The sequence below is a fragment of the Nonomuraea angiospora genome (genome assembly GCF_014873145.1).
In the GTDB taxonomy this organism is placed as follows: Bacteria; Actinomycetota; Actinomycetes; order Streptosporangiales; family Streptosporangiaceae; genus Nonomuraea; species Nonomuraea angiospora.
In genome coordinates, this window is the sequence record NZ_JADBEK010000001.1 from 200,508 (window position 1) to 212,776 (window position 12,269).

The 12,269-nt window shown below is 71.3% G+C and carries 13 protein-coding genes and 1 riboswitch; of the genes, 7 read left to right on the forward strand and 6 right to left on the reverse strand.

Annotated elements, in window-relative coordinates:
* Positions 1-50: 50 nt before the first annotated feature.
* From ftsR to H4W80_RS00910, 5 genes are all read left to right on the forward strand, one after another.
* A complete protein-coding gene (ftsR, locus tag H4W80_RS00890) occupies positions 51-677 on the forward strand; it encodes a transcriptional regulator FtsR (RefSeq protein WP_225963172.1) in 627 nt (208 codons plus the stop codon).
* Between the two features lie 132 nt (positions 678-809).
* Positions 810-1,280: a bifunctional nuclease family protein gene (locus tag H4W80_RS00895; protein ID WP_090771501.1), complete on the forward strand. Its 471-nt coding sequence runs from the start codon at positions 810-812 to the stop codon at positions 1,278-1,280.
* A gap of 147 nt (positions 1,281-1,427) precedes the next feature.
* Complete coding sequence (locus H4W80_RS00900) at positions 1,428-2,048, forward strand: MerR family transcriptional regulator (protein ID WP_192783293.1); 621 nt, start codon at positions 1,428-1,430, stop codon at positions 2,046-2,048.
* Between the two features lie 148 nt (positions 2,049-2,196).
* A riboswitch (glycine riboswitch) is annotated at positions 2,197-2,296 on the forward strand.
* Positions 2,297-2,464: 168 nt separating this feature from the next.
* Positions 2,465-5,302 carry an aminomethyl-transferring glycine dehydrogenase gene (gene gcvP, locus H4W80_RS00905; RefSeq protein ID WP_192783294.1) on the forward strand — a complete coding sequence of 946 codons (2,838 nt, stop codon included), beginning with the start codon at positions 2,465-2,467 and terminating at the stop codon, positions 5,300-5,302.
* A gap of 190 nt (positions 5,303-5,492) precedes the next feature.
* The gene (locus H4W80_RS00910) at positions 5,493-6,290 is read left to right on the forward strand and encodes a tetratricopeptide repeat protein (RefSeq protein ID WP_192783295.1); all 798 of its coding nucleotides are present in this window, start codon (positions 5,493-5,495) and stop codon (positions 6,288-6,290) included.
* A gap of 290 nt (positions 6,291-6,580) precedes the next feature.
* On the opposite strand, the gene H4W80_RS00915 is transcribed toward H4W80_RS00910, so the two are convergent.
* On the reverse strand, positions 6,581-6,931 hold the full coding sequence (locus H4W80_RS00915; protein WP_192783296.1) for a hypothetical protein: 351 nt from the start codon (positions 6,929-6,931) through the stop codon (positions 6,581-6,583).
* Between the two features lie 82 nt (positions 6,932-7,013).
* Here H4W80_RS00915 and H4W80_RS00920 point away from each other — a divergent pair, with 82 nt between their 5' ends.
* Positions 7,014-7,604 carry an alpha/beta hydrolase family protein gene (locus H4W80_RS00920; protein WP_192783297.1) on the forward strand — a complete coding sequence of 197 codons (591 nt, stop codon included), beginning with the start codon at positions 7,014-7,016 and terminating at the stop codon, positions 7,602-7,604.
* A 1-nt stretch (position 7,605) separates the two neighbouring features.
* On the opposite strand, the gene H4W80_RS00925 is transcribed toward H4W80_RS00920, so the two are convergent.
* Together H4W80_RS00925 and H4W80_RS00930 are read right to left on the reverse strand one after the other, a co-directional pair.
* Positions 7,606-7,797, reverse strand: a complete 192-nt coding sequence (locus H4W80_RS00925; protein WP_185074362.1) for a DUF5999 family protein — start codon at positions 7,795-7,797, stop codon at positions 7,606-7,608.
* A gap of 200 nt (positions 7,798-7,997) precedes the next feature.
* Positions 7,998-8,558, reverse strand: a complete 561-nt coding sequence (locus H4W80_RS00930) for a TetR/AcrR family transcriptional regulator C-terminal domain-containing protein (protein ID WP_192783298.1) — start codon at positions 8,556-8,558, stop codon at positions 7,998-8,000.
* A gap of 135 nt (positions 8,559-8,693) precedes the next feature.
* Between H4W80_RS00930 and H4W80_RS00935 the strand changes: the two genes are divergently transcribed.
* A complete protein-coding gene (locus tag H4W80_RS00935; protein WP_318786647.1) occupies positions 8,694-9,071 on the forward strand; it encodes a hypothetical protein in 378 nt (125 codons plus the stop codon).
* A 71-nt stretch (positions 9,072-9,142) separates the two neighbouring features.
* On the opposite strand, the gene H4W80_RS00940 is transcribed toward H4W80_RS00935, so the two are convergent.
* The 3 genes from H4W80_RS00940 to H4W80_RS00950 all read right to left on the reverse strand — a co-directional run bounded on the left by H4W80_RS00940 (position 9,143) and on the right by H4W80_RS00950 (position 12,188).
* Positions 9,143-10,516, reverse strand: a complete 1,374-nt coding sequence (locus H4W80_RS00940) for an RNA polymerase sigma factor (protein WP_192783300.1) — start codon at positions 10,514-10,516, stop codon at positions 9,143-9,145.
* A 167-nt stretch (positions 10,517-10,683) separates the two neighbouring features.
* Positions 10,684-10,998: a hypothetical protein gene (locus H4W80_RS00945; RefSeq protein ID WP_192783301.1), complete on the reverse strand. Its 315-nt coding sequence runs from the start codon at positions 10,996-10,998 to the stop codon at positions 10,684-10,686.
* A gap of 44 nt (positions 10,999-11,042) precedes the next feature.
* Entirely contained in the window at positions 11,043-12,188 is a 1,146-nt protein-coding gene (locus H4W80_RS00950) for an AMP-binding protein (protein ID WP_192783302.1), read from the reverse strand.
* Positions 12,189-12,269 lie beyond the last annotated feature (81 nt).

Below are 12,269 nucleotides of genomic sequence, written 5' to 3' on the forward strand. Positions count from 1 at the left end.
GTGGTGCCGTCCCGGGAGGTCATATGACCTCCCAGGCGGCACGCTCTCACATGAGCATCGGGGAGGTGCTCGCGCTCCTGCAGGGCGAGTTCCCCGATGTGACGATCTCCAAGATCCGCTTCCTGGAGGGTGAGGGGCTGATCGAGCCCGAGCGCAGCCCGTCCGGCTACCGCAAGTTCACTCACCTGCACGTGGAGCAGCTGCGCTTCATCCTGCGCGAGCAGCGCGACCATTACCTGCCGCTGCGGGTGATCAAGGACAGGATGGCCGAGAGCTTCGGCCGCCCGCGCGCCGTACAGGAGAAGACGGAGGTCCGGCTCAGCCGGGCCGAGCTGCTCGAGGCGGCGGAGATCGACGAGGAGACGCTCACCGAGCTGGAGGACTACGGCCTGCTCGCCCCCGTGGCCAGGCGCTACGACGAGGAGGCCCTCAACGTGGCCCGCAGCGTCGGCGCGCTGGCCCGCTTCGGCCTGCACGCCCGCCACCTGCGGGCGGTCAAGGCCGCGGCCGAGCGCGAGTGCGGGCTCGTCGAGCAGGCCGTGGCCCCCATACTCAAACGGCGGGCCCCCGGCGCCATCGGGGAGGCCGACGAGGTCGCCAGGGAGCTTTCCACTCTCCTGCTCGACCTGCACGCATCCCTTGTGCGGTCGGGGATCCGGTCCGTGCTCGGGCGTTGAGACCCTGGCGAGCTGGGAGGCGGAGGCGCATTCCATGCCCGCCGGGTGTTACGTTGAATTGCAGTAGCCAGTCAGCAGTAGCGACCCGCAAATAGCTGTGCCGGGTGACCGGTCAGGAATACGGAGCAGCCCGTGTTGCAGATGGAGGTCGTGGGCGTTCGAGTTGAAATGCCCACAAATCAGCCGATCGTCTTGCTCAAGGAGGCACACGGGGAGCGGTTCCTTCCTATATGGATTGGCATGACCGAGGCGACGGCCATCGCCCTGGCCCAGGCGGAGGAGCCACCGCCGCGGCCGCTCACCCACGACCTCTTCCGAGACGTGCTGAGCGCTCTGGGCGTCGGCCTGCGAGCGGTCAACATCGTCGCCCTGCGCGACGGCATCTTCTTCGCCGACCTGGTGTTCTCCAACGGCGTGGAGGTGAGCGCGCGGCCGTCCGACTCGATCGCGCTCGCCCTGCGCACCGGAGCGCGCATCTTCGCCAGCGAGGAGGTCGTCCAGGAGGCCGGGGTGATCATCCCGGACGACCAGGAAGACGAGGTGGAGAAGTTCAGGGAGTTCCTTGACACGATCACTCCCGAAGACTTCGGCAGGGCGGGGTAGGTATTTCGGTGCATTTACGCTTCACGACGCGCCGAGCCGGATCGTTGACTGAGCATGGTCACGGTCCTACGGTGCAAGTGAAACCCGTGGTCGCCCTTTACGAACCCCCAGATCAGGCCGCGGGATGAGAGAAAGCCGGAGGTCCGCGTGGCGGTCAGCAGCGGCGAGGGAAAGACGGCCGGCCAGGAAGATCCGGTTCGGCGCGAGAGCGCGCGGCAGCGTGCCGGAGAGCAGGGCCTGCTCTTCGACGAACAGCCGGCGTCGCTGCCGGCGGACATCGGATACCGCGGGCCCACGGCCTGCGCGGCGGCCGGCATCACCTACCGGCAGCTCGACTACTGGGCGCGCACGGGCCTGGTGGAGCCCACGATAAGAGCCGCGCAGGGCTCGGGCTCCCAGCGGCTCTACAGCTTCCGCGACATCCTGGTGCTCAAGGTCGTCAAGCGGCTCCTCGACACCGGGGTGTCGCTGCAGCAGATCCGTACGGCCGTGCAGCACCTGCGTGACCGCGGGGTCGCCGACCTCGCGCAGATCACGCTCATGAGCGACGGCGTCAGTGTCTACGAGTGCACCTCGGCCGACGAGGTGATAGACCTGCTCCAGGGCGGTCAGGGCGTGTTCGGCATCGCGCTCGGCCGGGTCTGGCGAGAGGTCGAGGGCTCCCTCGCGGAGCTGCCGGGGGAACGGGCGGCGGTCGAGGACACCGTCCCGGCCGATCACCCCGCTGACGAGCTCGCCCGCCGTCGCCGCGCGCGACGCCTCGGCTAGCACACCCCTTCCTGCCATGGGCCGCCGGGCGCGGCCCATCGGGCAATCCGGGCAATCCGGGCAATCCACGGGGCAATCCGCGCATAACGCATCACCGGGGAAATTCATGCGTAACGCGGAGGGTTGTAATCTATGACAGCAAGGCTGACGACCCCGTGCGGGAGAGTCCCTGGGGCCCGCGGGTCTCAGGGCGCCGAAGGAGCAACCCTCCCCGGAATCTCTCAGGCACCCTGTACCGCTCGGGTGAGGCAACTCTGGAAAGCAGGCGCACCTGCCAGGCGCGCCTCACCGACGGTGCAAGCCCCAGTCCCGGGGTGAAGCTCTCAGGTCGCGGCGTCGCCGCGCTGACAGAGGGGGAGATCCGGCATTCGCCCGCGCCACGGCGCCGGTCTCCATAGCCTCGGGAGGCACCGTCCATGACCGACCTATCAGCTCCGCCGTTCTCGTCCAGGCACATCGGCCCGTCCGCGGCCGAGCAGCAGCGCATGCTCGAGGCCGTGGGCTTCGAATCCGTGGCGGATCTGGTGGCCGTGGCCGTCCCCGAGGCCATCAGGGCCAAGGACCGGCTGCAACTGCCCGCCGCGGTCGGTGAGGCCGAGGCCATCGCCGAGCTGCGCGCCCTGGCCGGGCGCAACCGCGTGCTCACCTCCATGATCGGCCTGGGCTACCACGACACGATCACGCCCGCCGTCATCCGGCGCAACCTGCTGGAGAACCCGGGCTGGTACACGGCCTACACCCCGTACCAGCCGGAGATCTCACAGGGCCGCCTCGAGGCGCTGCTGAACTTCCAGACCGTCGTCTCCGACCTGACGGGCCTGCCCGTCGCGGGCGCCTCCCTCCTCGACGAGGCCACGGCCGCCGCCGAGGCGATGACCCTGGCCCGCCGCTCGGGCAAGTCCAAGAGCAACGTGTTCGTGGTGGACGCCGACGCGCTGCCGCAGACCAAGGCCGTGCTCGCCACCAGGGCCGAGCCCCTGGGCATCACGCTGGTGGAGCACTCCCTCGAGGGCGAGCTGCCCGAGTGCTTCGGCGTGCTCGTCCAGTACCCGGGCGCTTCCGGGCGGCTGCGCGACTTCCGCGCCGTGGCCGCCGCCGCGCACGAGGCGGGCGCGCTCGTCGTGGCCGCCGCCGACCTGCTGGCCCTCACCCTGGTCGCCGCGCCCGGCGAGCTGGGCGCCGACATCGCGATCGGGTCCTCGCAGCGCTTCGGGGTGCCGTTCGGGTTCGGCGGGCCGCACGCGGCCTACATGTCCGTACGCGAGGGCCTGCAGCGCCAGCTCCCCGGCCGCCTGGTGGGCGTGTCGGTGGACGCCGACGGCGACCCCGCCTACCGGCTGGCCCTGCAGACCCGCGAGCAGCACATCCGCCGCGAGAAGGCCACCAGCAACATCTGCACCGCGCAGGTGCTGCTCGCCGTCATCGCGAGCATGTACGCCGTCTACCACGGCCCCGAGGGGCTGCGCCGGATCGCCCACCGGGTCCACCGGCACGCCGTGGCCCTGGCCGGCGGGCTGCGCCAGGCGGGCCTGGAGGTCGTGCACCGCGAGTTCTTCGACACCGTGCTCGTCCGCGTGCCCGGCCGGGCCGCCGAGGTGGTCGCCGCCGCCGTCGAGCACGGCGTGAACCTCTGGCGGGTGGACGACGACCACGTGTCGATCTCCTGCGACGAGAAGACCGGCGCCGCCGAGGTCGCCAAGGTGTGGGCCGCCTTTGGCGTCGAGGGCGGCGTCGAGGGCGGCGACGTGGCTCTCGACGAGGACGCGCTGCCCGCCGCGCTGGTGCGCGAGTCCGGCTACCTCGCCCACCCGGTCTTCCACAGCCACCGCTCCGAGACCGCCATGCTGCGCTACCTGCGCAAGCTGCAGGACAAGGACATCGCGCTCGACCGCTCCATGATCCCGCTCGGCTCCTGCACCATGAAGCTGAACGCGACCACCGAGATGGAGCCGATCACCTGGCCCGAGTTCGCCGCGATCCACCCGTACGCGCCGGACGACCAGGCCGAGGGCTACCGCGAGCTGATCGGCACGCTGGAGGGCTGGCTGGCCGAGGTGACCGGCTACGACCGCGTCTCCATCCAGCCGAACGCCGGCTCCCAGGGCGAGTTCGCCGGGCTGCTGGCCATCCGCGCCTACCACCGTGCCAACGGCCACGGCGAGCGCGACGTCTGCCTCATCCCGTCCTCCGCCCACGGCACCAACGCCGCCAGCGCGGTCATGGCCGGCATGCGGGTCGTGGTCGTGGCCTGCGACGCCGACGGCAACGTGGACCTGGCCGACCTCGACGCCAAGATCGCCAAGCACCGTGACGCGCTGGCCGCGATCATGGTGACGTACCCCTCGACGCACGGTGTGTACGAGGAGACGATCACCGAGGTGTGCGCCAAGGTGCACGAGGCCGGCGGCCAGGTCTACGTGGACGGGGCCAACCTCAACGCGCTGGTCGGGCTGGCCAAGCCCGGCGAGTTCGGGGCCGACGTGTCCCACCTCAACCTGCACAAGACGTTCTGCATCCCGCACGGCGGCGGCGGTCCGGGCGTCGGCCCCGTCGCGGTCCGCGGCCACCTGGCGGCCTTCCTGCCCGGGCACCCGCTGCACAACGGCACGCCGGTGGGCCCCGTCTCGGCGGCCCCGTACGGCTCGGCCGGCATCCTGCCGATCTCCTGGGCGTATATCAGGATGATGGGCTCCGAGGGGCTCACGGCGGCCACCGAGCAGGCCATCCTGTCGGCCAACTACCTGGCCAGGCGCCTCGCCCCGCACTACCCCGTGCTCTACACGGGGCGCGGCGGGCTGGTGGCCCACGAGTGCATCGTCGACCTGCGGCAGATCACCAAGGAGACCGGGGTCACCGTGGACGACGTGGCCAAGCGGCTGATCGACTACGGCTTCCACGCGCCGACCATGTCCTTCCCCGTGGCGGGGACGCTGATGATCGAGCCGACCGAGAGCGAGGACCTCGGGGAGCTCGACCGGTTCGTGGAGGCGCTGGTCGCCATCCGCGGCGAGATCGACAAGGTGGCGTCGGGGGCCTACGACGCGGCGGACAACCCGCTGCGCAACGCGCCCCACACGGCCGAGTCGGTCAGCGCCGACGAGTGGACCCACCCGTACCCGCGCAGCGAGGCCGCCTATCCGCTGCCGTCGTTGCGGGACGGGAAGTACTGGGTGCCGGTGCGCCGGATCGACCAGGCCTACGGCGACCGGAACCTGGTGTGCTCCTGCCCGCCGCTGGAGGCGTACGAGGACTAGGAGCCTGGCGGCGTGGGTCCTCGTCGCTTCGCGTACGAGGACTAGGAGCGACTAGGAGCCTGGCGGGGTGGCCTTCGGCGCCTGCCGCTGAGCAGGCGTCCGAAGCCGGTCAGTCCTTCCGCGTCAACTGAGCAGACATGATCGCCAGAAATGGTTAGGCTCGGTGCGACTGTCGCCAGAAGGAGCTCTCTTGACGTCCTCAGAGCTGGAGACCCCGCCCCTCGACGCCGCCCGCCGCCTGGCCGAACGCGGTGATCTCGACGGCGCCGCCGCCATACTCGCCGAGCTGGTCGCCGACCCCCACGGCCCGGACCGGGCCCAGGCCGCGGTGGGGCTCGCCGTGGTGCTGGAGGAGCGCGGCGACGTCGAGGCCGCCAGGGCCGCCGCCCGGACCGCGCTGGCCACCGGGCACCCCGAGTACGCCGCCCAGGCCGCCTGCCACCTGGCCCAGGGGTTCGAGCGGGAGGGCCGCGCCGAGCAGGCCAGGGCCGCCTGGCAGGCCGTCCTGGGGGTCGGCACGGCCGCGTACGTGCCGCTGGCCCACCTCGCGCTGGCCCGCCTGGCGACGGCGGCCGGCGACCTGGACGAGGCCGAGAAGGAGCTGCGGGCCGCCATGGAGAGCGGCGACCCGGGCGTCGGCGCGCGGGCGGCCCAGGAGCTGGCCGGCCTGCTGCTGGAGCACGGGGAGCCGGGGGCGGCGGCCGACGTGCTCCTGGACGCGCTGGAGGAGGCTCCGGCCGAGGAGGTGCCGGGGCTGCGGGTCCAGCTCGGGATCGCGCACCTGGAGCTGGCCTGCGCGGAGTTCGCGGAGAGCGTCGAGTACGGGGCTGATCCGCAGACCAGCGCCCTGGCCATCGAGCTCCTGGCCCGGACCCTGCCGCTGCGGGGGCGCGCCGAGGACGCGGGGCGGGTGTGGTCGTACGGGCTGGAGCACGAGGACGAGACCCTCGCCGCCGAGGTCCGCCTCCGCTACCACCGCGACGCCTGACGCCCGGCCGGCTTCATGCCGGGACTCCTGGCGGGCGTCCGCTCGATGCGCGTCGGCGGGCCTGAGACTCCTGGTGCACGCCCCGCATGACGTCCCGATATGACGTCCGGGCATGACGCCTGCACCCTGCCTGCGACGCCCGTCTGATGCGCGCCTGCCTGCTGCGTTTGCTCGACGCTCGCGCGCTATACGCGTCCTCGGCAGCCTCCGTGGAGCGAGACGCGGCAGCGGAAGGGGGCGGGGGCGCTCCCGTGGGCCTCCGCCAGGTGTCCGCCGTGTACGCGCCGAGGTCAGTTGCGGCGCATGATGGCCGCGGCCGAGGCCACGTTGATGACCACGATCGCGAGCCACGTGATCGTCAGCCCCACCAGCCCCGCGTTGCCGGCCGCGATGGCCGTCAGGGGGATGCCGATGCCCATCGAGCCCAGCGCGATCGGGATCATCGCCGCGCCCGGAGGGCTCTTCTGCCGGTGCGGCGCGGCGCCGTGGTGGTCCAGCTCGGCCCGTACGCGGGCGGAGATCGTGGCGTCGAGCCGCTCCACGAACGACTCGACGAGCGCGGTTTCGTACTCGGGACCGAGGTCCCGGCGGGCGTCCAGGGTGGCCTGGAGATCGTCCCGGATGGGGCGCTTATCTGGCATGACAGCAATCATCCATCGCCGGCGCCACGCCGTCATCCAACCTGAGGGCTAGGGCGCGATCCTCCCCAGGTACGGTGCTGGCATGGAGGTCATGACCCCGCGAGGGAGCGCGCTCGTCCAGGTGGACGAGGTGGCGGACCCGCGGCTGCTGCTGGTGCTCACCCACGGTTCGGCCGGGGGAGTGGACGCTCCCGACCTGCTCGCCGTACGGGACGCCGCGCTCAAGGCCGGGGCCGTCGTGGCCAGGGTGACGCAGGCGTTCAGGGTGGCGGGGGCGCGGGCGCCGGGGTCGGCGGTCAAACAGGACGAGGCGTGGGAGATCGTCCTGAAGGAGGTGCGCACGCTCTGGCCGGGGCTGCCGCTGGTGCAGGGAGGGCGGAGCAACGGGGCGCGGGTCGCCTGCCGTACGGCCGGGGCGGTCGGCGCGGCGGCCGTGGTGGCGCTGGCCTTTCCGCTGCACCCGCCGGGGAAGCCGGAACGCTCCAGGGCCGACGAGCTACGCGGCGCCGGAGTGGACGTGCTGGTGGTCAACGGGGACCGGGATCCGTTCGGCGTGCCGGACGCCGCTGACGCGGCACGCCTGGTGGTGCTGCCGGGGGAGGGACACGACCTCAAGAAGGACCCCGCCCGAGTGGGCGAGGTCGTGGCGGAGTGGATAGTCCACTACGCCTAGTTCACGCCGCGCCGACCACGGGTCGGTGTGGTGCGATGGCGGCGCCGCTGGGCAGCAGCTCCCCGGTGTCCTCGAACAGGACGACACCGTTGCAGAGCAGGCTCCACCCCTGTTCGGGGTGGCAGGCGAGAGTGCGTGCCTTCTCGCGGTCGGGCGCCTCGGCATCCGGACAGGCCGGGTCGTGCGGGCACATCGGCGTGCCTCCGATATCTCGTGGGATGCTCCCGTTGGGAGGGGCGGGAGCCGGCTCGGGTAATTGTTCTGGCAAGTGTGCGACGGATGTCACACTCCCGGACATAGTCCATCAGGACTGTTACAGAAGGGATCCCCGTTCGTGTGACCTTCGACACAGCGTGCCGTATGCAGGATAACGGTCCAAGCGCGACACGCGCACTACGTTTGCAATCCCTTGAGCAGAGCGTCGAGTCCGCGCTCGAAATCGATATCGGCTCTTTCGTCCCGCCTGACCCATTCGTCAACTTCGGGATCGGCCCAGCCCGACTGCTGCACCTCGACGGCCACGCTGCCGAAGACGAAGGCCCTCAGTGCCCGCACGGCCTCCGCCGCGTCGGCCAGCCCCCCGTCGGCGAGCTGCTCGGTCTGCTCCCTGATGGCCAGGGCCGTGGCGCCCTTGGGCGGCTTGGTCAGGGCCAGCGCCAGCACGCCCGGATGCTCGCGCAGCAGCTCCCGCCCCGCCCGGCACCAGGCCTTGGCCGTCTCCTGCCAGGTGGCGGCCTGCTCGACGCGGACCGCGGTGACGTGCTCGGCCAGGGCGTCCATCAGCGCCTCCTTGCCCCTGGGCAGGTGGTGGTAGATGGCCATGGCCTCCACCTCCAGGGCGTCGCCCAGCCGGCGCATGGTGAGCCGGCGCAGGCCCTGGCTGTCGGCGATGTGGAGTGCGGCCTCGATGATGCGCTCGCGGGAGAGCGGGACGGGCGGTCTCTTGGCGGGCATGGAGATCATCTTACTTCGTAAAGGCGGTCGCGCCGGGTCGATTTCCCGCTGTGTCGCACGACGGCGTACCCTTGGCGGTTGAACGAGTACCGGCTGTGTGAAAGGGCAGGGTCGATGGCGTTTTTCCGTCCGCGGGTGAGCCGTGAGGCCGAGGTTCGCTACCACGCGGACCAGGAGATCTCCAAGAGCTACCCCGAATTGCTCGACAAGGCCCGGCAGGCCGAGGAGACGCTGCGTGAGCTGCGGGCCGCGGCGGCGGACGAGATCGAGCTGCTGGCAGCCGGGCGGGCCTTCGACCGCGCGCTGACCGACGCCCTGCGCGCCGCCGAGGCGGGGCAGCGGGCCACGTTCGGGGTGAAGTCCTACGACGACCGGATCGCGCGCCGCAAGGCCAAGGCGACGCCCGCCGGGTCGATGTGGACGGCCGAGGTCGACCGGCTGCGCACGCTGCGCGAGGACAACCGGATGTGGGGGATCCCGCGCGTGCCGCGCCCGGTGCCCGCGACCCTCTGACGTCCCGCCCGCCCACGGGCATGAAGAAGCCCCGGCACAGCCTCCCTCGTTGTGCCGGGGCTTCGGGTTTCTCAGCTCGCCCAGTCCAGCAGCGGGCGGGTGTTGCTGGGGTGGCGGAGCTTGGAGAGCGACTCCTTCTCCAGCTGGCGGATCCGCTCCCGGGTCAGCCCCAGGTGCTTGCCGATCTCGTCCAGCGTGTGGGGCTTGCCGTCCACCAGGCCGAAGCGGAGCGCCATGATCTTCGACTCCCGGGGCGAGAGGTTGTCGAGCACGCCGCGCAGCTGGTCGCCCAGCAGCTGGCGGTCGACGATCTCCGAAGCCTCGGGCGAGTCCACGTCCTCGATGAGGTCGCCGATCGTGGTCTCCCCGTCCTCGCCGATCGTGGCGTTGAGCGAGATCGGCTGGCGGCTGGTGCGCAGCAGCTCCTCGATCTGGTCGGGCGTCTTGTCCAGCTCGACGGCCAGCTCCTCGGGCGTGGGCTCGCGCCCCAGGCGCTGGTGCATGTCACGCTCGACGCGCGACAGCTTGGACAGCATCTCCAGCACGTGCACGGGCAGCCGGATCGTACGGGCCGAGTCGGCGAAGCCGCGCTGGATGGCCTGCCTGATCCACCACATGGCGTACGTGGAGAACTTGAAGCCCTTGGTGTAGTCGAACTTCTCCACGGCCCTGATCAGCCCCAGGTTGCCCTCCTGGACCACGTCCAGGAGCGACATGCCGCGGTCGGTGTACTTCTTGGCGACCGACACCACGAGCCGGAGGTTGGCCTCCAGCATGTGGTCCTTGGCCCGCTTGCCGTCCTCGACCACCAGCAGGAGGTCGTCCTGGGCGGAGACGGGCAGGTCGGGCTCGGTCTCCAGCTTGTACTCGGCGTACAGGCCCGCCTCGATCCGCCGGGCCAGCTCGACCTCCTGCGCCGCGGTGAGCAGCGTGCGGCGGCCGATGGACTTGAGGTAGGTGTGCACGGAGTCGCCCATGGCCGACTGGGTGTCGTCCAGGTCGATCTGCTCGTTCTCGATCTCGGCGTCCTCGGCGCTCAGCGCGAGGTCGTCGGGCAGGTCCTCCTCGTGCTCCGGCTTGGGCTCGGAGCGGGTCACGGCCCTGGCGGCCGCGTCGGTGGCGCTCTTCACCGTGCCGTTCTTGGCCGTGCCGTTCTTGGGCGGGCCGGTTTTTGCCTCCGCCGCCTTGCGGCCGGTAGTCTTTGCACGCGCGGGCTTCCTGGAGGTCTTCGGGGCGGTCTTGCTGAGAGACGGCTCGTTCTCGGCGGCCAGGCTCACACCGCTCTCCGAGAGCTCGCGCAGGATCGTGCGGCCTTCAGAGGGGCTGATACCGGCGTCGGCGAACGCGTCACGCAGCTCCGCGAGAGAAAGGTGACCCTGGGCTCGCCCTCGTTCAATGAGTTGGTCGAGAGTCGCAGATGGGGTCGCTACGGCGGTTCTGGGCATGAGGACACCTCCTCCGTACGGAGTGGAAGCGATCAGGCAGGTTGTGGTGGGGCGGCTTCGGTCCGCACGGCGCACCAGTATCAATAACGCCAATCGCTGTCATTTGTTCCCGGTGAGACGAAAAAGGGGCGGAGCGCCCAATGGACGAACCACCCCTCCCGTCAGTCCTATTCCCCGATCTTGATCTCCCCGGCCGAAACCTCGGGCATGGGCATCGGCTGGGCGTCCTGCAGGCGCTGGTCCGTCCAGTAGTCGACGACCGCGTCGGGGTCCGGGTTGACGTCGTGGGACACCACGGTCCCGTCGTCGCTGGTCGTGGGCGTCGGGGCCGACGCCGGCGGTACCTTCTCCACCACGGCTCGGGTCTCCTTGGCGACCTGGTCGAGCTTGCCCGCCGAGGCGGCCGCCGCGACTGAGGCTCCTCCGGCGACGATGACGCCGACGATGGCCGCGGATGCCCACATCTTGCGGGTCTGATCCATGAAGGCTCCCTCCCTCTCCCCAACTAAGACGCAGCCGCAACTCATCAGGTTCCTGCCCGGAGCCGGACGAAGTCGGTCTTCCCGTTCGGCAGCAGCGGCAGCTGGGGCACCAGGCGCAGGCTGCGTGGGGCGGCGTGAGGGGGAAGCTTATCGCGGCAGAACGCCCTCAATTGGGGAAGCGTGAGTGGCGTGTCGGGATTGGCGGCCACCACGATGGCGGTGACCAGTTCGCCCCACTCCGCGTCGGGCGTGCCGATCACGGCCACGTCGGCCACCTCCGGGTGGGTGCCGAGCACCTCGGCCACGGCGGCGGCCACCACCTTCTCGCCGCCGGTGTTGATCACGTCGTCGGCCCGTCCCAGCACGCGCAGCCGGCCCCCGGCCATCTCGCCCAGGTCGGAGGTGCGGAACCAGTCGCCGTCGAACGGGTCGGCGGCGCCGAAGCGGTAGCCGGAGAACAGCACGGCGCCGGCGATCCTGACCAGCCCGTCCTCGCCGATCTTGACCTCCACGTTGTCGAGGGGCCGGCCGTCGTAGACGCAGCCGCCGCACGTCTCGCTCATCCCGTACGTCGTCACGATCCGGGCGCCGAGGTCCCGGGCCCGCTCCAGCAGCCCCGGCCGGGGCGCGGCGCCGCCGAGCAGGATCGTGCGGAACACCGACAGGTCCGCCCCCAGCTCGACCAGCCGGTGCAGCTGGGTGGGGACGAGGGAGACGTGGTCGGCCCCCGAACCGAGCACCTCGTGCGGGTCGAACCGGGCGTGGATGATCGGCTCGCTCTCCGACAGCAGGGCGCGTACCAGGACCTGGAGGCCGGCGATGTGGGAGACGGGCAGGCAGCACAGCCAGCGCTCGCCCTTGGCGGCCCCCACGCGGCGCAGGGAGGCGGCGGCCGAGGCGCGCAGGGCGGCGGCCGAGAGCAGCACGCCCTTGGGGGCGCCGGTGCTGCCGCTGGTGGCGATCACGACCGCCACGCCGGAGGGGACGCCCTCGCCGTCGCTCAGGAGCGCGCCGCCGGCGTGCGTGGGGCGCAGCGCGGCCACGGCCGCCTCGGACTGGCCCGGGGCCAGGGGGAGGACGGCGGGGCCCTCGCCGCTCAGCGCGTCGCGGATCGCCGTGTACAGGGCGGGTCCGGGAGGCTGCACAATGGCATGCAGCGGACGGTCCGGATGCGACGGGTTCCTCCACATGCTCGTAAGGTTAGTGGCGACAGGTCGGACAGAAGGCGCAGGGAGGGTCGTGACGCGTTCTCCCGTGGTCTTCCGCATCCC

Coding starts and splice junctions, on each gene's coding strand:
- ftsR (WP_225963172.1), top strand. CDS start 51: ATGAGCATCGGGGAGGTGCTCGCGCTCCTGCAGGGCGAGTTCCCCGAT.
- gcvP (WP_192783294.1), top strand. CDS start 2,465: ATGACCGACCTATCAGCTCCGCCGTTCTCGTCCAGGCACATCGGCCCG.
- H4W80_RS00915 (WP_192783296.1), bottom strand. CDS start 6,931: ATGCCAGATAAGCGCCCCATCCGGGACGATCTCCAGGCCACCCTGGAC.
- H4W80_RS00920 (WP_192783297.1), top strand. CDS start 7,014: ATGGAGGTCATGACCCCGCGAGGGAGCGCGCTCGTCCAGGTGGACGAG.
- H4W80_RS00925 (WP_185074362.1), bottom strand. CDS start 7,797: ATGTGCCCGCACGACCCGGCCTGTCCGGATGCCGAGGCGCCCGACCGC.
- H4W80_RS00930 (WP_192783298.1), bottom strand. CDS start 8,558: ATGCCCGCCAAGAGACCGCCCGTCCCGCTCTCCCGCGAGCGCATCATC.
- H4W80_RS00940 (WP_192783300.1), bottom strand. CDS start 10,516: ATGCCCAGAACCGCCGTAGCGACCCCATCTGCGACTCTCGACCAACTC.
- H4W80_RS00945 (WP_192783301.1), bottom strand. CDS start 10,998: ATGGATCAGACCCGCAAGATGTGGGCATCCGCGGCCATCGTCGGCGTC.
- H4W80_RS00950 (WP_192783302.1), bottom strand. CDS start 12,188: ATGTGGAGGAACCCGTCGCATCCGGACCGTCCGCTGCATGCCATTGTG.